Genomic DNA, 26472 nt, shown 5'->3' with positions numbered 1-26472 from the left:
TTAATATGGGCTCCGACACGATATAAGTGCTTCAGAACCGAATTTGTAGCACTTACTGCGGGCTTCACACCAGATAAGTGTTTCATAGCCGAATTTGCTGCACTTACTGCAGGCTTCAGCACCAGATAAGTGCTTCAAAACTGAATTTGCTGCACTTAATGTAGGCTTCTACACCAGATAAGTGCTTCAAAACTGAATTTGCTGCACTTAATGCGGGCTTCTATACCAGAAAAGTGCTTCTTAACCGAATTTGCTGCACTTACTGCGGGCTTCTACACCAGATAAGTGTTTCATAACCGAATTTGCTGCACTTACTGCGGGCTTCTACACCAGATAAGTGCTTCAAAACTGAATTTGCTGCACTTAATATGGGCTCCGACACTATATAAGTGCTTCAAAACTGAATTTGCTGCACTTACTGCAAGCTCCGACACAAAATAAGTGTTCCAAAACCGAATTTACAGCACTTAATATGGGCTCCGACACAAAATAAGTGTTCCAAAACCGAATTTGCTGCACTTAATATGGGCTCCGACACAAAATAAGTGTTCCAAAACCGAATTTGCTGCATTTAATATGGGCTCCGACACGAAATAAGTGCTGCAAAACTGAATTTGCTGCACTTACTGCGGTTTCTACACCAGATAAGTGCTTCATACTGCTTTTCATGAATCAATCCCCTCTCCCACTCGCCCATCATTTCTAATTTTACAAAATGATAGGTTTTCTCTCCTGAAACTTAGGGTATATACAACTAGTGCATTTTTTCCTGTTTACCATAATCGAGCTATTTCAAAAAAAGAAAGGAGCCATGATCCTTCAATGAGAAAAAAAGCATTACTCTTATTCTCTGCCCTTTTTCTTGTCTGCATGCTTAGCGCCTGCGCAGAAAAAGAGAAATTATCAGATGGCGCAGAACTGATTGACAAAGATGAATTTGTATTCGCGGCTTCAGGTGAGTTCAAGCCATTCAGCTATGTTAAGGATGATATGACGATGACCGGGTTTGATGTTGCTGTCGGCGAAGCCATCGCAAAGGAGCTTGGCCTTGAACCTGTTCAAAAGCGGATCAAATTTAAAGGAATCGTTGAAGGTGTGAAAACCGGCCGAGCAGATGCAGCAGTTGCAAGCCATACCATCAACGATCAGCGTGCAAAGCATGTTTCTTTTTCCACTCCCTACTACTACTCGGGTCCTCAGATTTTCACACGTCCTGACAGTGATATTAAAACAGTAGAAGATTTAGAAGGAAAAGAAGTTGCCGTAGCCAAAGGTTCTACATATGCTGCAACCGCAGAAAAATACACGAAGAACATAAAGATGTACGATAGCGATATTACTGCCCTTAAAGCGCTGAGTACAGGCCGGCATGACGCGGTCATAACTGATTTTGTAACAGGAAAAAGTGCAGCTAAAGGCGGATTTGACATAGCCGGACAGCAGCTTATTGAACGAAGCGAGCAGGCCGTTGTCATTCCACAGGATAATCCCCTTCTCTTAAAAAGAGTGAATGAAGCGCTGGAAAAACTCAGACAGGACGGTACCCTGAAGAAAATCAGCATTGACTACTTCGGAGAAGACATTACGACGAAACCTGAATAACCCACCAATTGCACAGAAAGGATGTTGTTCATTTTGCCTAGTTTTTCACATTTTTTCGATTCGTTAGTTGCGAACAAGGGCGTCTTTTTTGATGCGATGCTTATTACCCTGCAGTTAACGGTTGTTTCAATATTAATCGGTATTGTTATTGGCCTCTTTTTTGCCCTTTTAAAAATTTCGAAATTAAAAGTCCTTGGCATTATCTCGGATGCTTACATTTATTTAGTTCGCGGGACGCCTTTGATTGTCCAAATTTTCATCTTGTACTTCGGCTTTAGCGGACTTTTTCTAATTCCTGATTTCTGGGCTGCATCACTGGCACTTGCCTTTCATAATGGAGCCTATATTGCCGAAATATTTCGCGGAACCATTCAGTCCATTGATAAAGGACAGATGGAAGCAGGCCGCTCTCTTGGTATGACAAGAGGCCTTACATTGAGACGGATCATTATGCCCCAGGCTTTCAGACGCGCTCTTCCGCCGCTTGGAAACCAGATGATTATCGGGCTGAAGGATTCATCACTTGCAGCCTTTATTTCTATAAACGAGCTCTTTAATGTGGCGACCACACTCGGTTCAAATAACTTTGATGAAATGACATTCTTATTAATTGTTGCCGTTTATTACTTAATTTTAGTGGCCATTTTAACCCTTATTGTTAATGGTCTGGAAAAGAAAATGTCAATCAGCGACCGCTAAGGAGGTAATGATTTTTGGAAACGAAAGAAATGATTAAGGTTGAAAAGCTGAATAAATCATTCGGTGATCTGCACGTATTAAAAGATATTGATTTGAAAGTAAATGAGAGCGATGTTGTTTGTCTGATCGGCTCCAGCGGATCTGGAAAAAGCACCCTGCTCAGATGTCTGAACTTTCTTGAGAAAAAAGACAATGGGAAAATCATCATTAATGGCGAGGAAATTACTCAAGCGACACATGACATCAATGAGGTTCGCCAAAAAGTCGGAATGGTGTTTCAGCATTTTCAATTATTTCCGCACAAAACAGTCATTGAAAATATTATGGAAGCACCTTTAATGGTGAAAAAAATGAAGAAAGATCAGGCAGCCTCTGAAGCTCGTGTCCTGCTTGAAAAAGTAGGTCTTTCTGACAAAGCCGATGTGTATCCCAACAAGCTCTCCGGCGGTCAGAAGCAGCGTGTGGCCATTGCCCGCGCCCTTGCGATGAAGCCTGAAATTATGCTTTTTGATGAACCAACTTCAGCTCTTGATCCGGAGCTTGTGGGTGAAGTTTTAGCTACCATGAAGGAACTTGCTGTAGAGGGAATGACGATGGTTGTCGTGACCCATGAAATGCAATTTGCACGTGAGGTGGCCGATTGGATTGTTTATATGAACGAAGGACGCATTGTTGAGAGAGGTCACCCAGATGACTTTTTTACGAATCCCCAAGAAGAGCGTACGAAAGAATTTCTTAAAACGACACAGCTGAATTAATCACAAAAGTTAAAACGCGCCTTGGTTGCCGGGGATCTCGGCGCCGGACATAGCCGCAGCTAATTTTATATTATCCACAACATTTTTGACTTGTATCAATATCTAAATAACCAGACTGGACGAGAGATTTTAGAATCTCTCGTCTTTTTTTTGTTCTCTTTACAATAAATTTCATATTGCTTTTGCAGGCAGAATTGAGTATGATGAAAACGGTTCAAAGAGGTCTGATGACTAACATCCAAATAATTACAATAGATGTCAGCTTGAGAGGGGATTTTTAAGTGAAAGAAAGAGCTTTATTTTTTATTACAGGATTATTGATTTTAACACTGGGTGTAGCATTAATTATAAAATCAGGTTTAGGCGCTTCCTCTTGGGATGCACTGGCTGTAGGTGAATCAAACATGTTTGGCCTGACAGTCGGAACTTGTATTTTCATTAATGGAATCGCTTTAATTTTTATTAATGCATTTTTTCTGAAGAAAAAGCCTGAACTTTTAGCAGCAGCAAGTATTCTTTTAATTGGAGCACTGATTGATTTCTGGCTATTGGTTGTTTTAAAGCATTATTCACCAACTGTTCTGTTTTTCCAGGCTTCAGCTCTTATCGCCGGCATTCTTTCAATGGGCGTCGGAGTAGCCATTTATCTGCAGGCTAAATTTCCTGCAAGCCCGATGGATACATTAATGGTAGCCATTCATACACGTTTTGGCTTGAACTTAAGAAACTCAAGAATCATCAGTGAAGCATTTGCACTGCTTCTTGCTTTTATTTTTCAAGGGGCTATAGGAATCGGGACATTTATCGTCACGCTTACATTAGGGTTTGTTGTTCAGTATTTTTACCCTAAATTTGAAGGTTTATTATTTAAAATGAGTAGCAAACTATCTTATAAATAAAACAAAATTCTTTTTAAATATAGGGTTGATTTGTTCCTATAAATCTATTATAGTTGAATACGTCAGAGGTCAGACATCAGATGACGCTGACTATCTTTTATGGAATTAGATGAAAGCGTATACAGATTTCCTTTTCAAAATGCTTTTAAATATATCTCAGAGGTGAAGAAAATGAAATACCTAATAGCACTGCTCGGTCTTGCAATCGTTCTTGGATTAGCATGGGTTGCAAGCAGCGACCGCAAAAAAATTAAATTCAAACCTGTAGCTCTTATGATTGTGATTCAAATTCTTTTAACTTTCCTGCTGCTGAATACTAAATTTGGTCTTGTCATGATCACAGCTATTGCGAATGGTTTCGGAAAATTATTAGGATATGCAAACGAAGGGATCTCCTTTGTTTTCGGCGGAATTGCCAATGATGGACAAGCTCCGTTCTTCTTGAATGTTTTACTTCCAATCGTCTTTATTTCAGCACTTATTGGCATCTTCCAATACCTTAAAATTCTTCCTTTTATTATGAAAGGAATCGGTCTTGTTCTAAGCAAGATCAATGGAATGGGTAAATTAGAATCTTATAACGCTGTAGCATCTGCCATTGTTGGACAATCTGAAGTATTCATCACCGTAAAAAAACAGCTGGGCCAATTAACATCACAGCGACTTTACACGCTTTGTGCATCCGCTATGTCAACCGTATCCATGTCTATCGTTGGTGCTTACATGACTATGATCGAGCCAAGATATGTTGTAACGGCAATCGTCATCAACCTGTTCGGCGGATTCATTATCGCATCGATTATCAATCCTTATACTGTTACAGATGAAGAAGATATCTTGGTAATTCAAGAAGAAAAGCAATCTTTCTTCGAAATGCTTGGCGAATATATCATGGACGGATTTAAAGTAGCTATTATCGTAGGAGCAATGCTTATCGGCTTCGTTGCCTTAATTGCTGCTGTAAACAATATTTTTGATATGATTTTCGGCATTACATTCCAGGGAATCTTGGGCTACATTTTTGCACCAATTGCGTTCATTATGGGTGTTCCTATGAGTGAAGCAGTTGCTGCCGGCGGAATTATGGCTACTAAATTAGTGACAAACGAATTCGTTGCGATGATGGATTTGGCAAAAGTCTCTGAGAACTTCAGCGAACGCACACTTGGAATAATCTCTGTGTTCCTAGTATCTTTTGCGAACTTCTCTTCTATCGGAATCATTGCAGGTGCTGTTAAAGGACTTCATGAAAAACAAGGGAACGTTGTTGCCCGCTTTGGATTGAAACTGCTTTACGGTGCTACACTTGTAAGTATTTTATCTGCGATCATTGTTAGTATCGTACTATAAGAAAAAGCAGCCGGGAATGTTTATCCCGCTGCTTTTTTTGTTTTTTCCCCTTACTTCAGCTTCTTCCCGTTAAGCATAAACCTGTAGACCGGCAGCTCTTTTCCAACTTCAGAAGGAATGTATCCAAATGTGACATAGCTGTCAATCGATTCCGGCTCTAAAGAGAGTGACAGCAAGTTGTTTTCTGGCTGTGCAGATAAGAATACATATGTGCCTTTTGGGAACACGACATCTTTCTTTTCAAGCTCTGTCTGTACTTCTACAAGCTGTTTGCCTTCATACTTCTCCGTGTTCTCTTTGCTCGTTACATCGTAAGCTTCAACTGACAGCTTCATTTGCTTTGGCAGCTGGAACCCTTTCAATCCCTGATTCTGAAGCTTGGCAGCAATTTCTGCCTGTTCAGGCTTCAGCACATAGGCTGTCGGGCGTTCTCTCGTTAACGTCGGTTCTGCTTCTGTTGCGCTGAAATAGTTCACTGGAATATCTTTTACAGTACCTGAAGCGATATCAATCATTTCAAGTGTTTGATTTTCAAGCTCAGCAGCTTCGCTGTTTATGATGATTGGATCTTTATCATTAGGAAGCAGTCCTTTTCTAACAAGCTTTGCCCGTTCTAAGGCAACTGTCGTTTTTACCTTTTTCGCATTCTCTGCGGTCTGCCTTAAAATATGCTCGTGGGTTGCGATTTGAGCGGCAACACGGCGGCCGAAATCTTCTCTCCCAATGGCAATTCCGCGGCTCTCTACTAAAAATGAAAACGATGTCTGCAAGCCAAACGAGTTCCGTCCAATGCGGGGTTCAGTTCCCCCTTCAAGAATGTCGATTTCTCCGTTTGTTACACCAGTTGTATAATAGCGGTCACCTGTAAAGCCCATGTCTTCTAAAGTATTTAAAGTCGGGTCTACATACAGATTGTCGGACATTGCGCGGATTTTTTCAGGAATGTTTAAGTTTCTTCCCGATAATAGGAGGATGTCATGATACTTTAGCAGCCCGTCCTCGCCGAATTGATCAAATGAACTCGTATACGGGGAGTATTCATGCGCATCAATCACAACTTCAGGCGTAAATTTGTTAAATTCATGATGAATAGCCTGTACCTCTGGAGAATCAAGCTTTACATGGTCCCGGTTTCCATCAAGTCCGTTTTGCAGCTGACGTTTAAAATTGTACGAGCCATCCGGATTCACCCGCGGAACGACAATGACGTTAATTTTATCTAATACCTCGTCTCCAAGATCACCTGTCAATCGGTTTGCAATCGCTAAAATCGATTCTCCGCTTGCCGGCTCATTGCCGTGAATCTGACTTTGAATCCACACAGTTGGTTTTTGTGATAAATAACTGGGATTGATTTTTTGATCTTTAGTAAAATAGAGGGCCGGTATTTCAAGGCCATTTTGTGAGGTGCCGATGTTTTTCACCGAAACGTATGGACTCTTCCCTTTCAGCTCTTCTATGTAAGCAAGCATTTCCTCCTGAGTTGTAAATGCTTCTTCATCTTTCACAAATGCAGGTGTTCCATCCGTTGCCTCTACCTCAGGAAAAAGATGCCGTACCTGTTCAGGCTGGCTGTAATCCTTTCCGTAATAAGGAGTTTCTGCACTGACTGCAGGGGCTAATAAAAAACTGGCTGTCAATAATACTGGAATTGAGCTTTTCTTAAGAACCTTTTTCATGGACTGCCTCCTCTTTTTCTTATGAATCTAATGATAGAGGAAAGACTGATTATTTTCAAAAAATTAAGAATAGTTTGTTATACTCATGATATTCGATTCTTACATTCGATTTACGTTAAGCAGGACAAAAGATGCAACGAATATTTCGTAAATCGAAATATTTATAGAAAGAATGTACCATCCACTAGATGATAATTTATAGACACTCACCCTTTAGAAGCATTTTTACAATCCAAAAAAAATCTTAAATATCAAAATGATTTGTTGGCTTTTTTTATTTCCTTTGGTCTAAACTTTATTCTTTTTCTTTCGTAATTCTTTATATTTCTCAAAATTCCAATCTTCTAAAAACGCCTTTGCTGATAAATATCCGGATTCATAAAGAAAATCAATTTCTTCATCTGTCAGCTCAAAATCTGTTGCAGTAATGCCTCCAGTTGGAATTTGAATCGTCCTTCCCTTTGTTTCTTCTGTCAAATGTCTGAGATCATGGGCCTGAAGCATTGTTTTAAAGATATTTTTAAAAAGATGAACAGGTGTCGGAATCACCGCACCCATCTTAATCTCATCCTTTACAAACCGAAAGCCAAACGTCGGAAAACGGGGTTCATCTTTTGAATCAAAAATCCAAATGGGAAAGTTGCTGAGCAGCCCGCCATCTAAAATATAAGATTTATATCTCGATTTTGATTTCCATATGACTGGCCGAAAAAAAAATGGAAGGGATGCACTCATCATGACAGCTGTTGAAATTTTCAAGTCGCTTCGGGTCATGCTGTACTTTGTTAAATCATCTGGCAATATAAGAATTTCACCATTTGATACATCAGAAGCAATAATCTTCAATTTATTTTCAGGCAAATCAGCAAACGTCCTGATGCCTTTTGCGGCAAGAAGCGATTCCACCCATTTTTCCAAGTAATCATTCTTGTAAAATCCTAAATGAATCATAAGCTCAAACAGGCTTCCGACTATCGGAATATAGTTCAGGAATGATTTTCCTCTAAATTTTGAGACATCCATTTCTTTCAGCAAATCACGAATTTCATAGCTCTTATAGCCGCAGGCCAGAAGTGAAGCGATAACGGCTCCTGCCGAGGTCCCGGCAAGCCTTTCCCACTCTACCTGTTCTTCCTCCATCGCCTGGATAGCTCCTGTGAAAGCAATTCCCCTCACCCCACCGCCTTCAAATACGGCATCTGCCTTCATTAGCTGTCACCTCGCATGATAAATTTTCTTTCTCTTACCTTCAAGATTCTATTTGAAAATTCCTGTTCACAATGTTCAAATGATTCATTCCACCCAATATAATAAGATGAATGAGTCGTGAACGAACCATTGCTCTCCAGAATGAAGCCTGACCTCATGGCTGTATATGGGAAAGAATCATGTTTAATCAGCAAAAATCAATTCAGGCTATCGCCATGCATTATTCTCAAAGAATGACAATTGATCATATCCAAATGGACTTAAAGACTAATCGCCACTTTTAATAAGTATTAGAAAAAATCAAATATAGATCTTTCGGGACCCATAAAAAAAGATCTAGTACACGCGGCTAGATCCTCTTTTTAACATCTTCTTTTAATGATTCAATCATATTGTCTGATAAATTTGCAGGAATAGATGTACCATCCTCGAAAACCCAGGAATTAATTATTTCAAGGTCTGCTTTTTTGAAAGTAACACTATATTCTTTATTATTGTGAGTAAAATCAGCTGTCACCGATTCTTCGCCATCAAACTCGTCATCAATAATCATGTTATTTATTTCATATGGATTCACGATGTAATCTCCTTTTAACATTCTTTCTTTATGTATATAGAATTAACTTTAGATTGCTGTTTATTCACTTTTCCCAGCAAATCTGCCTGGATTTTCAAATAGAAAATGCACGATCTGTCAGATAAAAAAATGATTCAATCGACTTTCAAGTGAGCATTTTTCATTGATGCATGATGAAACCTTAAGTGGTGCATATTAATTTTTAGAACAATTGGAAGGGGTAATTACCATGAAAAAGCAAGAAAAGCAAAATGAAAAGGATCATAAAGAAAGCCAATCGGAGCTGCAAACAATTAATGATATTTCTAACAGCGAAAACGGGCAGCCGGTCCCTCAGCCTAAAGATTTCGATGCAATAGAGTATTAAGATAAAAGCAATGCCTGGATAAATGCTTTTAAAACAACGTCTCAGAAGCTTAAGGGAACGCATATGGCCTTCACATATTTCTTGTGAAAGAGATTATGGGTGCCGTGTTTATTTTTAACGGGTTCGGTTGCGGGGTGTTAACATATTAATTAGCAGTATAAATAGCACACAAATTAGCATACCAATTAGCATAGCTTCTGGTATGCTTTTTTAGTGATTTAAAAGGTTTTTATAGGGAAACAATGCTATTTTCAACACATAAATTAGCATAAGAAATAGCAAGCATATGCTGTTCAGCAGAGTGCGTTTATTTGTACTGCTAATTCTAATACCAATTTAAGTGGTAAATAAAAATAAGGAACTCCAGATTTTTATGGAGTTCCTTTTTGTTCTTCCATTATTGCCCACTAGCAGCGTGAGAAATGTATTGACGAAGCGACTGAGTTATGGTAAATATGGAACCTTTTACAACAGATAAAATCAATGAAGTGACAAATAAGATGAACCGACTCAATTTACGTAATATTCCACTTAAACAAAATGTTACCGTTGAAATGATTCAGGAATACGTAAATAAATTAATAAAATGGTGTTCATCTCAAAAGCGAACACTGTCGCTGTTCGCTTTTTTTAAAATTATTTAGCCTTTTTTACTTCTTCCATTAAGTTTCTGACGAAATTATCATCATTTACAAGCCATACTGAATATTTTCTTTTTAAGAACTTTTCTGCTTCTTCAAAACTTGGGTGGGTCTGTTCCGTTATTGTTTTATTTTTTTCAATCCCCCATTCCCCATTTTCTAAAGGATATATAAGATAGATCTCGTCACTTCTGTTTTTATACATGGTACCAAAAGTGGATTCTTTTACATTATATCGATTTCTTTTCGCATCTTCTGGTAACGGTTCAAGATGATAGGTATCAATTGCGAATTGCTTGTAGGCATCTTCTGTTAAGGTGCAGCCGGATGCTTTTGCATGTCCCCCGCCACCGAATTGTGTAGCAACATCAGACACATCAATATGATCGTGAATTGTTCGAAAACCCATTCGTTTGCCGCCAATATTTAATATGGCTATATAATCTAGGTGCGGGTTTTCTTTACCGAGTTCATTCCCGAGTTCTGAGTGATACGATTCCGCATAAACCACACCCGCAAAAAGTCCCCCAACCTCTGTTTGAACGAGCTCCCTTCTTTTCCTGCGAATATATCTGTCAATTTTATTTTCTTCCATATCAAGGATTTTTGTTTCAAATTCATCAAAGTAGAAATGATCACTCGTTTGCAGCCGGGAAATCATTTTTTCTTCAAATTGATCTATTGAGAGAAGAAAAAATAATGCATTCAGTCGCTGTGCATGGTGGTTTTCATTTTTCTCCCACTCCCACGTATCGTATTGTCTTACGAGTTCAACAAATTCCGCTGTTGCGTCTGATGGCTCCATTAGTTGATGAGATATGAGGTATTCATATAATAAGGAAGTAGCTGAAGTTAACTTCCCTTCCTCACCCTCCACCACAACGTGCCCCCACTTATAATCATTATAACGGAGAGCCGTTTTATGGTGATCAATCAACTTAACCTTTCCCCCTGCTTGAAAGAATTCTTCCAGTCTTTTTTCATTTTCTTCACTTACGGACAAATCTGTAATAAATAAGAAAGTTTCCTTCCCCTCATTTTCTAAGAACCATTCCACTTCACGATTAAGACCTGAAATAGAATTGTAGCGTACTTTGACCTGCTCGCCAAAAGAAAGTTTTGCTAAAATACCGCAGCCAACTCCATCGAGATCATTATGAGATAACAGTTTATACATATTCTTCACCTCAAAAGATAGTATAGGTTTAACTATTGATTAACATGTAAATAAAAAGCTGACTGAAGGTCCTCCCTTCAAGTCAGCTTTAATGATTTATATAGTTTCTTCACTTTCCCGCCCAATTGTTAATATGGCTTTCCATCAAAATCCCCCTAAATCGATTCTTCACTTATTCCGCAATTGTGCCGATTATTTGAAGAAGGAAAAATCTGGAGGTCACCTGGCTGATCTCCAGGTATCGAGCCCGATACTTTAAACACACACTTTCACAATCTTCAATACATAATAAGAAAGATGGGAATTAATCCTTTTTGCATTGCATTATGGATTAATTATTTCAACTTTACAAACTGGAGTTTGACATCCTACTTTGTTGTAATGTTACGATATACCATCAGATTAATTGCATTTATATATTATGCTGTTTTAATGTTTTGCACCTCTGAACCGAACCTGTTGGTTTATTTCTGCACCTTCCATATGTTAATGGGTTACATTTTCTTTAATGAGGGAAGTAAAATCCTCTGGTGTCACGACCTCTACATCTGAATTGAGCTGTTCCACTACGGTCTTCACATCGGAAAGCGACTTGCTCCATGCATGGACCAATACGAGTGTGTAGCCTTGTTCACTTTCAGGATTTCGCGGTGCTGAATTGATGCTTTCTATGACACTTTTTTCGTCTGCACCGGCAAGTCCGCTCCATAACATTTCTCTGGCAGATATGATCGGCTTATCGTTTGACCAGACAATTTTCCCTTTATGGGTGTCATACCTTGAATATTCAAGGTAAAACAAGGCGTCTATATTCTTCTGCGAGGTATATTTGTTCCAAAGAGATTTATTTTCCAGTGAGTTGAAATCAATAATTTGTGCAATGTGCAGATCAGTTTTACCCATATATTGATTTAGCTTTTTTACATGCTTATTTAATTCTTTCTCTGGATATTGACTCGGATACATATAGCCATTGCCGGATGGTCCGACTACAAATTGATCAGAGTGCTCACCGTGTGAAGCGCTTTCATAATACCAGTTCATAACGGAAGGAGCAAGTTCAGAAAGCAGCGGGGATATTCCCCAGCCCATATTGAAAGTGCCTCTTTCTTTGCTCGAATACCACCTGTTGTCTGATTGAAAATCACCGAGAAGCCACTGGACATTATCTCCATCTGTCATCAAAAATGTAACATAATGGGTGTTTTTGTTTGCCGGACGCTTTGTATCGGCTGTTTTCTGCTTAAGAGGTCCGGTTTTAATAGATGATAACATCGATAGATTAGAAGCATGGTCAGAAGGAATCGTAAATACACCGGCTTTTGATGATGGAGATATAAACTGATCCTCCCCTGAGGATGCATCTCCCCATCCAAATGCTGTTGAATCTTTTTTTAGTCCCTCCATTAACTCAGAACGGAAAGGCGAGTTTCCGTCATAAAAAATCATCGACTTTTCTTTCACTGCAAAATCTCTTAATTGAAAGGCAAAATCCTCTTTTTGTTCAACAATTTTATCCTTCTTAAATTGTGGCCAATAATGATCCTTTACCCATTTTTCATCTTTGCCTCTCACATCCATTTTTTCTTTTAAACCATAAAATTCTGCTTTGCCCACAAGACTTTCCTCAACCGCAATTGCTCCTGTCACCCCAGCTAAGCTTGTTGCGGAATTGATCGAATCATCTCCTTTTTTAAAAAGAATATAGTCCTTTATTTTTGATTTCTTCACAAGTTCCCAAGGGTTGTCGGTATAAGAGTACGGGATGCCATAGTTTTCTTCCAAGTCCTTTAACCATGTTTGATACCCGCCATATTCGCGGTCAAGGTAAAGCTGAATTTTTGAGTTTTGCTGAGCCAATAAGCCTTGAAGAGTGGCAATCATTGTCGCTTCTTCAGCCGACATTTCAGACGTTTTGATAACGTAAATATGCTCCGGATCCTGTGCTTTAGCTGTTGTATATAGTGGATGACAAGCCATCAAGATAAGCAGAATGGTCATCCATGATATGATCTTTTTACGATTATTCATATAACACCTCCATTAAGCTTTTTTCCGGTAATCTTTTTTCTTCCAGGCAAGCGAAGCATAAATTTGCACCATAGCTGATTGTTCCAGAAGAGTAACAGAATGTTCACCGTCAAATTTAAATAGTCCGGTTTCAGGGTCTCGATACTGCTCCCAGACCTTGTCTGCATAGGTTTGCATCGCATGGGAATATTCTTTGTTTTTTGTTTCTGCTTCTAGCAATAAAAGGTTCTTAAAGAAAATCGCATTGAATCTCGCTGGCTGTTTATACAGTCGCTCTTCTTCTTCGTAATAGGCTAAAGCTGCATTTGCAATGCTTTCTGATCTTGTTAAATATTTTTTCTCATTCGTAATACGGTATAAAAGAACATTCGCTCCAATCATTACACCCTGGTTGTAGCTCCATTGCGTTTTTTCAATCGTGCCCGCTAAATCAATATGATCCCAAAAAAGCCCGTTAGGTGCGAGCATGTATTCATTTGTCCAATCATACATTTTCTTTGCCCATTGAAAATAATGTGTCTGGCCTGTTATTTCGTACAGATGGAACCCAAGCTCGGCCCCTGGGGCATTTGATACTGTATTTCGATCGCTGCTCCAGGATGCTTGTGTCCAAAAGACGCCGCCAGAAGCAGGATGAGATGGATCATTGTCCCATCCAAAGACAACAAGATTGAATATTTCTTTTGCTCTTTCTAAATATTTCTTGTCATGAGTCATTTTATAGAGCTGAATAAACTCAAGACCAATCCATTCATTATCGTCATAAAAAAAATCTCCCCCATGTCCATACGGAGCAAGGACATAAGAGTCATAGCCTTTTGGCTGTTTTTCTTCGTTCCAATACAGTTCAAGCGCATCTAAACGGTCTTGTACATCATCTTCATAATCTGAACCTATCTTTGGTACTCCTGATAGGTCAATAGTTCCTGCCATCGCTTGAGAAAAAGGCCAAACATAGGAATATGGATTTCCGCTTTGATAGGGAAATTCCTCTAAATACAATTTTGAATCTTCCTTATAAAAGTATTGCTGCAGAGACTCATATGACTGAACGGCTCTTTCTGCATTTTGCGTTTGATGCTGTTTTGCCTGAACACTCATTGGACTAAAGATTGATAAGAAGATGCTCAATGTAATTAGCAGACTAACAATTGATTTCATAAAAACCTCCTAAGTAAATTTAATTGAACTGGCTAACCCTTTTAACCTCCTGTCATTTGATTGGTGTTTTCCCTATGAAGAAAAAACAGCAGATCCGTTCGTTTCTGCTGTTTTCATTCTCTGTTGGTATGTTGTTATATAGATACACATGAAAAATATAACGATATATATCTACATATTGATTATATATAATCTGAATATTTCGTCAAAAAGGAAATAGGTCTAATTTGAAACATGGATAAAAGATCCATTTCTTAAAAAACCTTTATTACTTTTCTCCTATTAGACGACGTGAAAAATACTTAGGGCTATAACTTTAATCATATAATAAGACCCCAAAAACGATTATTCCTATAAAATCAGGTTAATTATCAATAATTAGCTTGAAACCAGATAGTTGATAAAAGAAAGAAAGCTGCCTAAAAGGCAGCTCCGATCTTTACTAACGCAACTCTTTAGTTGAAATAAGGTGATTGGATTAGCGTATTCTGTCCTGCAGCGACCTGCCGCGTTCCCTGTTCTTTGACCATCACGTAAATAGCTAGACTGCCTTGACCATCAGTCGCCGGGTATTGTCGAATATGTGCAACAGTCACATCCGGACACACAAAGAGGATGTTCTCGGCCGAATACCGTGCATATGAGTTAAGGAGTGATCCCGATAATACTGCCTTGTGCGTTTCATTAATTTGCTTCCATCCTGAGATCCGCTCGCCGAACACATCTTATGAAATCGCTTTGAAGATTTAATGTTCTATTAAGTTAGACAAAGGAACCACTTGTTCATTCTGTGGTTCATCAATAGGATAAATTCTAGCTGTTTCATTGTTTTCATCCACATTCTGAATATAGATTGGAGTTTCATTATAGGTTACATTAGCCATAACTGGTGATGCAGCAATCTCTTGTGCACGTTGTTTGTTCATATTAAGACCCCCTCTCTTTTTATAACAATCAAGTCATAATGTTAACTTCAAACAATATAATTATTCTTGTTATTCAACATAATAAAGATTTAATTGTTAAATATAGTTACTCACTAGCCCGGTTGTCCTTGAGCTTAGGAAGAAAATTGAAATCCTTGAACCATTAAAACTGATCGAATAGCTGGTATGGATTGATATACTTGCCTTTTTTATCGCTTATATGCACATTATCAGGCTTTTACAAAATTCAATGGGCGAAAAAAAGATAAAATAACACATACCCTTTACTACTGTCTCCTTAAGACTAAATAGTTCCTTTACTTTAGTTTTGGAAAAGTTTAGATTTATAATTAAATGAAATTTTATTTCAATATTTGGAGGGACTGATAAAATGGAAGTAATAGTAGTATTATCCTTTTTAGGTACGGCAATCTTTCTTACTTTGATGCCTGGTCCAGATATCCTGTTTGTCATTGCCCAAAGTATCTCACAAAATAAAAAAGCTGGTATAACAACAGCATTGGGGCTTTGCTCAGGACTTGTCATACACATATCTGCAGCGACACTTGGCATTTCAGCAGTAATTTATCAATCAGCGCTGGCTTTTGCAATTGTTAAATACGCCGGGGCATCTTATTTATTGTTTTTAGCTTGGCAGTCTTTTAGAGAAAGAGAATCTGATTTTGCAATTGGCAAACAGAATTCTTTAAACTATAAATCATTGTACAAAAAAGGGATTTTGATGAACATTCTAAATCCTAAAGTATCCTTATTCTTTTTAGCATTATTACCTCAATTCGTTGATAAAACGATGGGGCATGCATCAATCCAAATGCTTATTTTAGGAATTATTTTTATGGTACAGGCTTTAATCATTTTTATAGCAGTTAGTGTATTTTCGGATAAAATACGTAATCTGCTATTAAGAAAAACGTTTATAGCAAAGAGAATGAACGTCATAAAAGGTTCACTGCTGGGCTTTATTGGATTGCAAATCGCGTTTAGTGAAAAATAAGAAAGGACAACTCTTAGAGTTGTCCTTTCTTATTTTTTGTTTCCCATATAAATAGCTCCCTAATAATAAGGAGCAAAGGAACGTGATTGCATCAAAAGAAAATTACCAGGGGTTCAAATATATATTATTAAAGTTTTTTATTCATAATTGTTATAGATCTCCCATTACTTTTTATTGGCCAAGTCATTCCGGTCATCAAATATAGGCGGCTGCTCCATCCAGCCGTTATCTATCATGATGTTTACACCATCTTCAGCGTACTTTGTAACATCCGCTATCAAGAGTAGATACTCTGCTGCCAAATCACGTCTTTGGCTAAGGGAATAAGCTGCGCCATAATATGCAGAAGCAGTTGAAATCAATGATACAATATGAAAAATCAACAGTTTATCTGAAAATGGCGAAACTGTTGAGCTTGTAACTTCATCATCCCATTTTTTGGGGGAGTGAAGATTATCTTCCGATAAAAAAGAACTTAGAATAGTAAATTGCTTATCACAAAGTCCTTTACCTCTTTGGATGTATTCACGGACTTCTTTAGATTCTGCAACTTGACTAAATCCGATTTCCAATACTATTTTTACGACATTCTTTAGCATATTAAAATAAATACCGCTTACCTCTATAGCGTTTAGTGGTCTTTTCCTTCCCAACCAACCCGTTAAATAGCTTTGTTTTTCCACAAATTGAATTTTATCCGGTGCGTTAATAGCTGGTGGTCTGCTTACTATCCCCTTATTTAGCATAGCATCCATTATCATGTTATATAATTCCATCGCTTCCATATTGCATTTAATAAAGTATTTTCTTTGATCTTCGCGAATAGAAGTACCTACTGCTCCAGCGTAGCCTAATAATCCATGTATCGTCATGATATGCAAATAGACAAGCAAAAATGGATCAGAAAATAAAGGAGGTGCCTTGAGGTTAACATCGTCTTCAATTGTAAATCCTTTTGGGATAGGATAATTATCTTGCATAAAAAATTCTTTAATGCTTTCTATATGCGAATGTGATAAGTCTAATGCAAATTCAAGAACAGAACGAATGTCATTATCTTTTACATTTTTCAAATAATAACTAATTACACAAAGCGCCATACTATCATTCACAAACTGACTCCAAAGGTTTGATATTTCAGCTGAGGTTAGACGAGTGTTATGATTAATATCTCCCATATAGATCACCCTTTTTTTGTTACTTAATTATTTCGTTATTATAATTCAAACAATGGATTAATATTCAATATAAATAGTGCAGTCTTGGTTCTATTCTCCCCGCTAGGATGCCTCTTTACCAATGACCGCTTGAATTTTGCAAGATGAACAAGGTCTTGTAATTAAAAAAAGAGCTTGCTATTTGAAATAAATAATAGCAAGCTCTTTTTCTACATACTTCTCTCTGTCGATTAAGATATCAGGTCTATACAATAGCACCCTTTATATACTTGAAATAATAAGTTCTGATTTACCTGCAAGCCCGAATTCACCGAATTCACCAGGTAATAAAAAGTGGTCTCCTTTTTTAAAGAAGGAATGATTTCCATTATGGATTAGTTCTCCTTCTCCATGAATGACACTGGCAAGAAGAAAAGGTTTTTGCTGTTTTAAGCTGGCTGTACCGTCTAATTCCCATTTTTGTACTGTGAAGTAAGGACATTCAATGAGTGAATCGATCGTTAAGCCCGCTATTTTTTCAGGTTGAGTATTTAATTTATTTGCTGTGAAAGGAACTTCAGTTACTTCGATGCTTTTTTGAATATGAAGCTCACGGTGATTCCCTTCTGAATCCTTCCGATTATAATCATATACACGGTAAGTAGTGTCAGAGTTTTGCTGCGTCTCTAAAATGATAATACCTTCACCAATCGCATGTATGGTTCCACTGGGCACATAGAAGAAATCACCTGGTTTGACTTTTACTGAACGAAGCAGTTTATCCCATTCCTCATCATTAATCATTCGGATTAATTCTTCTTGTGTTTTTGCATGATGTCCATAAATAATTTCGGCATTTTCTTTACAATCAATAATATACCAGCATTCGGTTTTCCCTAACTCTCCATTCTCATGAATCCTGGCATACTCATCATTAGGGTGAACCTGAACCGATAAGTCTTGATTTGCGTCTAATATTTTAGTAAGAAGAGGAAAACGGTCTCCTGCTGTATTTCCAAATAACTCACGGTGTTTTTCCCATAGTTCACCCAAGGATAACCCTTTATATGCACCATTTTTTACAACACTTTGTCCATTTGAATGTGCTGCAAATGCCCAGCACTCTCCTGTTTGATTAAATGGAATATCATATCCGAAGGAAGTCAGGTTCTTTCCGCCCCAAATTCTTTCTTTAAAAATAGGTTCAAAAAACAATGGCTCAATGGTCAAAACAATTCTCTCCCTTTCATTCTTTTTATTTTTTAAGTATACCTGTCTTTGTCTCTAAGCTGTCATACTGTGTCCTTTGAAACATCTTTTTTCAAAAGGCCCTTTTCCCATTAAAAAAATGAGAAAAGGGCTGACATTCATCCTTTAGTTTGAGGGCTGAACAATCTTGGCAACGAACCTATTCAATCGATTCTAAAAGCTGAAAGGCTTCTTCTTTTGTTTTAACAGCTAATAATTGTTCTCTATAGCTTTCATCCATCAGTTTACGAGAAAGCATTTGAAGGATTTTTAAATGTTCATTCCCTTCACTATCCTTAGGAACAGCAATCATGAAAATCAGCTTTGCATCTGTACCATCAAGGCTTTTCCAGTCTACCCCGTCTTTTTTGAGACCAAAAACAACGCGAGGTTTCTTTACGGCAATTGATTTTCCGTGAGGGATAGCAATGTTCATGCCAATTCCTGTTGAGCTTTCTTGTTCTCGGTTTAATATCGCCTGTTTGAAGTCTGAAGTTGAACTTAATGCTCCTGCATCATCTAACTTTTGTATCATTTCATCAATAACATCATCACGTGTTAATCCGGCTAGATTTACGTCAATTAGCTCCGGACTGGTGATATCTGTTAATTTTTTAATTTCTATATTTGCTGTCTTGATCTCTTTTTGATGTGTTTTTTGCGGTACTTCTTGGGTTTCTTCAGCTTCTTTTGCATCAGGGGTATCTAATGTCTGAACATCTCTTTTCAAGATATTGACCAATAGAGCTGTTACAAACGCACCTGCAATTACGGCGATAAAAAACATCAGAACATTATCAACAGCTCCGAGTACGGCAACGATCGGTCCTCCATGTGCAACTTTATCTCCAACATGTCCAAGCATTGCGATAACTGAACCAATCATAGAACCGGCCATAATACTTGGAATGACACGAAGCGGATCTTGAGCTGCAAACGGAATTGCTCCTTCTGTGATTCCGAATAATCCCATTGTAAATGACGCTTTACCTGCTTCTCTTTCTGCAGGCTGGAATTTTTTCTTTCCTAAGAACGTTGCAAGTCCCATTCCAATAGGCGGTATACAGATTGCAACTGCGATTGGGCCCATGATTTCATAGTTTCCTTCTGCAATCATTGCAGATCCGAAAAGAAACGCAACCTTATTTACAGGACCTCCCATATCAAAGGATATCATTGCACCTAAAATTAATGCCAGCAGGATTGAACTTGTACCTTGCATGCTTGCTAACCATGATGTTAATGATTCGAAAACTTGGGCAACAGGTGCTCCAAGAATATAAACAAATACGAGACCGACAATAAGTGACGCAATGATCGGGATGATGATAATTGGCATAATCGGCTGAATGGCTTTTGGTACTTTTAGTTTTTTAATACCTAAAGCTACATACCCCGCTAAGAAACCCGCGATAATACCGCCGATAAAGCCTGCACCAGCTTCACTTCCGTAAAAACTGCCATTTGCTGCAATATATCCGCCAATCATACCAGGAGCTAAACCAGGTCTATCTGCAATACTAACGGCAATGAATCCTGCCAGAATTGGAATCATGAATGTAAAGGATGCTCCACCGAGCTTTTCGATCGTTTTCCAGAATGAATCATCCGGAATCACAAGGCCTCCAGGAGTCTTTTCTCCTCCGAGAGTTAATGCAATCGCAATTAATAATCCGCCAATTACAATGAATGGAATCATATAAGAAACCCCATTCATTAAATGCCGGTAAAAAGGATTTTGTTTTTCTTCTTTTTTATGATTTTTTTCTGCAGCCTTTGATGCTTTGTACACAGGTACGTCGCCGCTTATTTTATTAATTAATTCTTCTGGCTTGCGTATTCCGTCTTGAACACCAGCAACTAACACCTTTTTGCCAATAAACCGATCTTTATTAACTGATTTGTCAGCAGCGATAATAATACCGTCCGCCTCACGAATATCCTTCTCAGTAAATTCATTTTCTACCCCGATTGAGCCCTGGGTTTCAACCTTCATTTGAACGCCTAACTTTTCAGCAGCTTTTTGAAGATTTTCTGCAGCCATATAAGTATGAGCAATCCCGTTTGGACAGGATGTAATCGCTAATATCTTCATTTCTAATCCTCCTAAATTTGTTTCGCAATCGCTTACATTCATACTATAACGCGAAAAAACGAGGGGAAAAGTTTAACTTTTTACCGCAGCTTCCGGAAATATCGGTTTTAATACATGTTAGGATACTATCTTCTAACATGAAAATTAGATAAAAAGTTCATTTTATCTTCTTCTTTAATGAGAGTTTGAATAAAAGCAGGCTGTTCTGTCAGATAGGACAATTCACTAAATAGCTGCTTTGTCTCTTCATGCTCATCATTTTTGACAGCGAGCATAAATACGAGTGTTACTTTTTCTGATCCCCATTTAATCGGTTTTTTTAAAGTAGCAATTGCAATCGCTGACTGCTTGATCAGTTTGGGGCTGCCGTGTGGAATGGCAATGCCTGCACCAATGGTTGTTGATGACATTTTTTCCCTATTAATGGCGTTATGTGCATATTCTTTTTCCACATATCCTTTTTCATACAAGGAGTCAGCAAGCATTTCGATTATTTCATAACGATGTTCTGCATCTTGCTGTAAAAAAACTAAAAAGGGATTCGTATATTTCAACAGCACAGATTCTTCTATTTTATGATGAACAGATTCTTCAAACTGATTGATAAAACTCATTAATTTCTCTTCTTCTGCTGCCGTTAACAAAGGGGAAACTACAAGATGTGGAATCTTTAATTCTGGCAAAGAGACAGTAGATATCACAAGGTCGACATCATATTTTGATACAAATTCTTTTAAGTCTGCCTTGGCTATGCACCCCATGATATGGATGGAATAAAATTTTCTCTCAATTTTTGTTTTTAATAACTGGGACGTACCAATTCCCATATGACAGACAATAACGGCATTTTTCTTTTTTTCTCTGGTGCTTTTAAGCCGTTCAATCGATGCTTGAAAATGCAAAGTAACATAGGCTGCTTCTTCCTCTGGAATTGACAGAGCGAAAGATTGATTAATTTCTTCTAAGACGTTGATGACCATATCAAACATATATGGATACATTTTTTTTATATCATCCAACATTGGATTTGTAACGGAAAGACCGTAATTAAGACGATTTAATGTTGTATACAAATGAACCTTAAGTCCGCTTAACAAGGTTTGATCCTTTGTAAATTCAATCATATTTAACTCGGTCATACGATTTACTAAAAGATGCACCAGCATTAATAGCATAGGGTTATTTTCAGTAAAACCAGCTAGTTTGTCTGTCTCGTTTCTTTGTTGATAACGAATTTTCCCGCCTAATATATGTAAAGCCAAATATGTGATTTCCTCTTCTGGAAAATGCAATGAAAAAACTGGTTCCAGCCTTTTTAAAAATTCAGAAGTCCATTCATATTCTTTCTTATCTCTGAGAAGAGATTTTTCGTTTTCTGAGATGGAAACAGGCTGTTTAAGTTTTATTCGCTTAATCATCAGGAGTGTATGTATGATTAAACTTTCAACAGTTTCATCTGTAAAATATAAGGAATGCCGATTTTGCAGCTCTTTCAATTCTATTTTTACTGCTTCTGCTTCATAAGATGAAAATTGTTCTTTTATAAATTGATTACTGGATGTCATATTGTTGGTCAGCTGATAGAATCGGGAAAAAGCGGTTCGTTTATTTTTTTCAGCTCCTATAATCGTCAGGCCGACTCTTTGCTTAGAAATTAATGTTAAGTCCATATCCTTTAGCCATTCATCGATTTTGTCCAAGTCTTTTTTGATAATTGCTTTATTCACAAAATACTGCAAAGCAAAATCCTGAACTGTTACTGGCTTTACGGACATTAGAAGCTGATAAGCTATTTGTAGAACCCTTTCATTAGATTCATAGACTGGATTGTTTGCCAGGTGGAGCTGTTTAAACAGGGCTGTCTTGTCACGCTCTTCAATTTCTAAGTATACGCCTAACCCTGGTTTTCGAATTAAAGAAGCATTTGAATGCTGTTTTATGTATTCTTCAATTGCCTTAAAATCATTGCGTATTGTTTTTTCAGAACAATCCACTTTTTCTGCAATATCCTGCACTAACAAATGCTGATCTGATTGAGTTAATAAAATATGTAGGATTTCTTGCTGTCTTGCATTCATTAGGTTCACCTGCTTATCTTTGGAACAATTCTATATTCATTATTTTGTGGATTTAACACCGTTTTTTATACGATACATTTGATGATAGTGTAAATTGACACAATACATCTATAAAAACTTGACGGGAAATTTTGAAAAACCGCAGACATCAAATCTCATCATATATCATTTTTCTTTTATGATAAACAAAGGAATCTATTCAGAAAGCTTAATTTGTATGATTTTCTAACATTTCATAACCAGTTCCCTTGGTCAAATAGCAAAAAGAGAGAATTCCGGTTGGATTCTCTCTTTTTAACTCTATTCTTTCAGCAGGCCATTTTTTTGAAGGTACTCTTTCGCCGCTTCTGAAGCTTGCTTCCCTTCAACATTTACCTGATAATTCATCTCCCGCATTTCATCGTCCGTAATTTTTCCTGCGAGATTATTTAGCGCGTCCTCAATCTCCGGATGCTCTTCTAGCGTTTCTTTTTTCAATAACGGCGCACCCTGATAAGGCGGGAATAAGTTTTTATCATCTTCTAGAACCGTTAAGTTATATTGCTGCAGCTCACTGTCTGTTGAATATGCATCAATTAAATTGATTTCACCGGACTGAATGGCTTCGTAACGCAGCTTTGGCTCCATCGTTTTTATGTTTGGAAAGGTTGTTTCATAAAGCTTTTGAATACCTTTATATCCGTCCTCACGATCAGAAAACTCAAGTGTAAATCCAGCATTCATATTGCCTGCCACTTGTTTTAAATCTGACATTTTTTCAAGGCCAAATTGTTCGGCTGCTTCTTTTGGTACGGCTAAAGTGTACGTGTTATTAAATTTCATCGGCTTTAGGTAGGCCATATCAAATTTTTCCATCATCCCTTTTTTGGCCTGCTCATATACTTCGTTTCGATTGGTGCTTACAGCTTCCTCTTTTAAAAATGTAGTTATGGCGGTACCAGTGAATTCCGGGTAAATATCAATATCTCCTGATTTTAGCGCATTAAAAACAAATGAGGTTTTTCCGAGACCAGGTTTAACTTCCACTTCTAAATCTGTCTCTTGCTCAATCAGCAGCTTATACATATTGATTAAAATTTCAGGCTCAGATCCAAGTTTGCCGGCGATGACGATATCTTTTTTCCCAGTTCCAAAAACAAGCGGAACAGCAACAATTAAGACTGCGGCTAATCCTGCAATACCAACTGCTTTCATTGATTTTCTCGCTGATGTTTTTTCAACTAAACGGAGGAGAACATCAAACAAGATTGCAAGAAGAGCTGCTGGAATTGCTCCAAGTAATATCAGCATGTTATCGTTGCGGTCGATGCCAAGCAGAATCAGTTTCCCTAATCCCCCTGCGCCAATTAGAGCTGCTAGTGTTGTCGTTCCTACGATCAGCACCATCGCTGTCCGGATTCCGGCCATAATTACCGGGAGGGCAAGAGGGAGCTCCACTTTAAACAAACGCTTGGAATTGTTCATTCCCATCGCTCTTGCCGCTTCAATTAAGGAAGGATCAACCTCTTTAATTCCCGTGTATGTATTTCTCAGGATTGGGAGCAGTGCATAAATAACCAATGCAACGATTGCCGGTATGACTCCAATCCCGACAAGCGGAATCAGCAATCCAAGCAAGGCAAGGGAAGGTATGGTTTGTAGCACTGCTGAGATTCCTATGACACCTTCTGCAGCTCTGGCTTTTCTTGTTAAATAAATACCGAGGGGAATAGATATGATAACAGCAAGCAAAAGAGCTATAAACGAAATTTGGATATGTTCAAACAAAGCAGATAATAGCTCGCCTTGCCTTTCTTTAAAAACATCAATGAATGCATTCATACGTTAACCTCTTTCTTCCGTTCGCCCCGATAAAAACTGTACGGCCGACTCTCTTGTAATGGTTCCGATAATCTGTCCATTCCGTTCTACAGGAATCATATCTTCTTCTCCTAATCGAGCCAGGGCCACCTTGATATCTGCAGAATAAGACAACGGAACTTTCAGGGGATCTGTTTCCTGAAGAGGACGAACAAACCCTTCAATCGAACCCTCTAGAACATTTGTCACGGCACGATGGCCGATAAACTCCTTTACGAACTCATTTGCAGGATCCCTAACAATAGCTTCAGGTGTATCAACTTGAATGACCTCTCCATCCTTCATCACACAAATGCGGTCTCCTAAAGCCAGGGCCTCCTGCATATCATGTGTGACAAATACAATCGTTTTATGAATCCGCTTCTGCAGATCAATCATATCCTGCTGCAGTTTTTCTCGGCTGATCGGATCCAGCGCGCTGAATGGCTCGTCCATGAGAATGATATCCGGATCAGCAGCAAGCGCCCTGATGACTCCGATTCTCTGCTGCTGACCGCCGGATAATTCGCTCGGCTTCCGTGTTCGATATGTATCAGGATCAAGACCTACCATTTCAAGCAGCACATCTGTCCGCTTGCGGATTTTCTCAGCGTCCCATTTTCTAAGCTCAGGAACGATCGCGATATTTTCTTCAATCGTCATATGCGGAAACAGAGCAATCTGCTGCAGCACATACCCGATATTCCAGCGGAGCTCATGAATGTCATAGTCATGAACATTTTTTCCGTCTATGAAGACAGATCCAGCCGTTGCATCTATCAGACGGTTAATCATTTTCATTGTTGTTGTTTTTCCGCAGCCTGATGGCCCGATAAAAACAAAAAACTCCCCTTTTTCTATAGTTAAATCCAAGGCATTAACGGCTTTTGTACCATCCTTATATACCTTAGATACGTTCTCAAAGCGGATCATAAGCTCACCTTTTTCTATTGTTATAATGAAAAAATCGTCATACCTTTACCTCTATTACCCGAAATATTCAGAAGTTATTCATCTTTTTAGAAATAACGAAAACTTTCTCTTAAGCAATAGTGGAATTATCTGTATAATACTAGAAAAGAGAGGGTGAAGCCAGTGATGAAGATCATAACAGATTCTGTAATCGGATTTAAGGATGCTAACATTCCATTTACGCTTCTCAGCAAAAATTCCAACACAAAAAGCCTGGCCATTATGCTTCCAGGCTTAGGCTATACAGCGCAGGGACCTCTTTTTCATTACTCAACTGGGGTATTCTTAAATAAGAATGCTGACGTGCTTCATATCAATTATCAATACAATGCTGCATTCTATGAATCTTTTACAAATGAAGAAATCGATGAGGCTTTAAAAAGAGATGTAAGAAACGTAATCGATACTGTCTTAAGCGCACATACTTACAGTGTTTTTTATCTAATAGGAAAATCGCTCGGAACCATCGCATTAGCTTCTGAGCTCGGCAGAACAGCTTTTTTCGATGCGAAAGTAATTTGGTTAACACCGCTATTAAATAGAGAAGATGTTTTTGGATCGATTGTAAAGAGCAAAAAAAGAGGATTGTGCATGATTGGCGATAAAGATCCTTATTATAAGGAAGATAGATTTCAGCAGCTGAAGGATAACCCGATTCTTAACTCTGTCCTTATTCCTGAAGCGAATCATAGTTTAGAATTGGATGGTGATCCTGTGGGTTCCGTGGATATATTAAAAGCAGTGATTGCGAAGATTGAGGCATTTTAAAAGCGCGGCAGCAAGCCGCGCTTCTTTTATACAAACAGCTGATCAATTGCACTTTGAGGAAGACCTATTTCTCCTCCGAGAATGTAATAAACAAATGTTTGTTCCTTATACTTTTGTATAGTAGCTTTAGTTGCGCCGTTTGCAGTCTTTGGATTTGTTAAAACAACCTGGCTGAAGTATTGAGCGGCAAGTGCATACTTTCATTAAAAAAAAGCCCTGATTTG

The 26472-nt window shown here is 38.1% G+C and carries 22 protein-coding genes; 9 read left to right on the top strand and 13 right to left on the bottom strand.

The window, feature by feature from the left end; translation table 11 throughout:
* Nucleotides 1-822: 822 nt before the first annotated feature.
* The 5 genes from QLQ22_RS08340 (at nt 823) to QLQ22_RS08320 (ending at nt 5308) form a co-directional block, all read left to right on the top strand.
* Nucleotides 823-1602 (top strand): transporter substrate-binding domain-containing protein, encoded by a 780-nt coding sequence (locus QLQ22_RS08340; protein WP_223441138.1) that lies wholly within the window; start codon nt 823-825, stop codon nt 1600-1602.
* Nucleotides 1603-1635: 33 nt separating this feature from the next.
* Nucleotides 1636-2301: an amino acid ABC transporter permease gene (locus tag QLQ22_RS08335; protein WP_223441136.1), complete on the top strand. Its 666-nt coding sequence runs from the start codon at nt 1636-1638 to the stop codon at nt 2299-2301.
* A gap of 29 nt (nt 2302-2330) precedes the next feature.
* Nucleotides 2331-3059: an amino acid ABC transporter ATP-binding protein gene (locus tag QLQ22_RS08330; protein ID WP_223443271.1), complete on the top strand. Its 729-nt coding sequence runs from the start codon at nt 2331-2333 to the stop codon at nt 3057-3059.
* A gap of 281 nt (nt 3060-3340) precedes the next feature.
* The gene (locus tag QLQ22_RS08325) at nt 3341-3958 is read left to right on the top strand and encodes a YczE/YyaS/YitT family protein (protein WP_284016427.1); all 618 of its coding nucleotides are present in this window, start codon (nt 3341-3343) and stop codon (nt 3956-3958) included.
* Between the two features lie 171 nt (nt 3959-4129).
* The gene (locus tag QLQ22_RS08320) at nt 4130-5308 is read left to right on the top strand and encodes a NupC/NupG family nucleoside CNT transporter (protein WP_252208463.1); all 1179 of its coding nucleotides are present in this window, start codon (nt 4130-4132) and stop codon (nt 5306-5308) included.
* 50 nt (nt 5309-5358) lie between these two features.
* On the opposite strand, the gene QLQ22_RS08315 is transcribed toward QLQ22_RS08320, so the two are convergent.
* The 3 genes from QLQ22_RS08315 to QLQ22_RS08305 form a co-directional block, all read right to left on the bottom strand.
* A complete protein-coding gene (locus QLQ22_RS08315; RefSeq protein WP_223441129.1) occupies nt 5359-6987 on the bottom strand; it encodes a M14 family metallopeptidase in 1629 nt (542 codons plus the stop codon).
* A gap of 288 nt (nt 6988-7275) precedes the next feature.
* The gene (locus QLQ22_RS08310; RefSeq protein WP_223441127.1) at nt 7276-8196 is read right to left on the bottom strand and encodes a patatin-like phospholipase family protein; all 921 of its coding nucleotides are present in this window, start codon (nt 8194-8196) and stop codon (nt 7276-7278) included.
* A 349-nt stretch (nt 8197-8545) separates the two neighbouring features.
* Complete coding sequence (locus QLQ22_RS08305) at nt 8546-8773, bottom strand: hypothetical protein (RefSeq protein ID WP_223441124.1); 228 nt, start codon at nt 8771-8773, stop codon at nt 8546-8548.
* Nucleotides 8774-9002: 229 nt separating this feature from the next.
* Here QLQ22_RS08305 and QLQ22_RS08300 point away from each other — a divergent pair, with 229 nt between their 5' ends.
* Together QLQ22_RS08300 and QLQ22_RS25120 are read left to right on the top strand one after the other, a co-directional pair.
* Nucleotides 9003-9140, top strand: coding sequence for a hypothetical protein (locus QLQ22_RS08300; RefSeq protein WP_223441121.1), 138 nt, complete (start codon nt 9003-9005; stop codon nt 9138-9140).
* A 446-nt stretch (nt 9141-9586) separates the two neighbouring features.
* Nucleotides 9587-9784: a DUF2533 family protein gene (locus QLQ22_RS25120; RefSeq protein WP_420828834.1), complete on the top strand. Its 198-nt coding sequence runs from the start codon at nt 9587-9589 to the stop codon at nt 9782-9784.
* On the opposite strand, the gene QLQ22_RS08295 is transcribed toward QLQ22_RS25120, so the two are convergent.
* From QLQ22_RS08295 to QLQ22_RS08280, 4 genes are all read right to left on the bottom strand, one after another.
* Entirely contained in the window at nt 9777-10958 is a 1182-nt protein-coding gene (locus QLQ22_RS08295) for a DHH family phosphoesterase (RefSeq protein ID WP_252208461.1), read from the bottom strand. The two genes, QLQ22_RS25120 and QLQ22_RS08295, sit on opposite strands and share 8 nt — an antisense overlap.
* Before the next feature lie 486 nt (nt 10959-11444).
* Entirely contained in the window at nt 11445-12989 is a 1545-nt protein-coding gene (locus QLQ22_RS08290; RefSeq protein WP_223441116.1) for a GxGYxYP domain-containing protein, read from the bottom strand.
* A gap of 12 nt (nt 12990-13001) precedes the next feature.
* Nucleotides 13002-14150, bottom strand: coding sequence for a glycoside hydrolase family 76 protein (locus tag QLQ22_RS08285; protein ID WP_284016425.1), 1149 nt, complete (start codon nt 14148-14150; stop codon nt 13002-13004).
* A 746-nt stretch (nt 14151-14896) separates the two neighbouring features.
* Nucleotides 14897-15076 carry a small acid-soluble spore protein H gene (locus QLQ22_RS08280; RefSeq protein WP_223441112.1) on the bottom strand — a complete coding sequence of 60 codons (180 nt, stop codon included), beginning with the start codon at nt 15074-15076 and terminating at the stop codon, nt 14897-14899.
* Nucleotides 15077-15467: 391 nt separating this feature from the next.
* Here QLQ22_RS08280 and QLQ22_RS08275 point away from each other — a divergent pair, with 391 nt between their 5' ends.
* Nucleotides 15468-16091 carry a LysE family translocator gene (locus QLQ22_RS08275; protein ID WP_284016424.1) on the top strand — a complete coding sequence of 208 codons (624 nt, stop codon included), beginning with the start codon at nt 15468-15470 and terminating at the stop codon, nt 16089-16091.
* Between the two features lie 164 nt (nt 16092-16255).
* On the opposite strand, the gene QLQ22_RS08270 is transcribed toward QLQ22_RS08275, so the two are convergent.
* From QLQ22_RS08270 to QLQ22_RS08245, 6 genes are all read right to left on the bottom strand, one after another.
* Complete coding sequence (locus QLQ22_RS08270; RefSeq protein WP_223441106.1) at nt 16256-17269, bottom strand: DUF3231 family protein; 1014 nt, start codon at nt 17267-17269, stop codon at nt 16256-16258.
* A gap of 261 nt (nt 17270-17530) precedes the next feature.
* Complete coding sequence (gene manA / locus QLQ22_RS08265) at nt 17531-18472, bottom strand: mannose-6-phosphate isomerase, class I (RefSeq protein WP_223443269.1); 942 nt, start codon at nt 18470-18472, stop codon at nt 17531-17533.
* A gap of 184 nt (nt 18473-18656) precedes the next feature.
* Nucleotides 18657-20591, bottom strand: a complete 1935-nt coding sequence (locus tag QLQ22_RS08260; protein ID WP_284016423.1) for a PTS fructose transporter subunit IIABC — start codon at nt 20589-20591, stop codon at nt 18657-18659.
* A gap of 125 nt (nt 20592-20716) precedes the next feature.
* Nucleotides 20717-22669 (bottom strand): BglG family transcription antiterminator, encoded by a 1953-nt coding sequence (locus tag QLQ22_RS08255; protein ID WP_284016422.1) that lies wholly within the window; start codon nt 22667-22669, stop codon nt 20717-20719.
* A 300-nt stretch (nt 22670-22969) separates the two neighbouring features.
* Nucleotides 22970-24490 carry an osmoprotectant update ABC transporter permease/substrate-binding subunit OpuFB gene (gene opuFB, locus QLQ22_RS08250; RefSeq protein ID WP_252208457.1) on the bottom strand — a complete coding sequence of 507 codons (1521 nt, stop codon included), beginning with the start codon at nt 24488-24490 and terminating at the stop codon, nt 22970-22972.
* Nucleotides 24491-24493: 3 nt separating this feature from the next.
* Entirely contained in the window at nt 24494-25441 is a 948-nt protein-coding gene (locus tag QLQ22_RS08245) for an ABC transporter ATP-binding protein (RefSeq protein WP_223441095.1), read from the bottom strand.
* A 165-nt stretch (nt 25442-25606) separates the two neighbouring features.
* Here QLQ22_RS08245 and QLQ22_RS08240 point away from each other — a divergent pair, with 165 nt between their 5' ends.
* Entirely contained in the window at nt 25607-26248 is a 642-nt protein-coding gene (locus QLQ22_RS08240) for an alpha/beta hydrolase (protein WP_223441093.1), read from the top strand.
* Nucleotides 26249-26472: the final 224 nt, after the last annotated feature.

The organism is Metabacillus hrfriensis (assembly GCF_030127205.1).
Taxonomy (GTDB): Bacteria; Bacillota; Bacilli; order Bacillales; family Bacillaceae; genus Bacillus_P; species Bacillus_P dongyingensis.
Note: the sequence above shows the minus strand (reverse complement) of the source record. Positions and strands in the feature narration are given on the sequence as shown.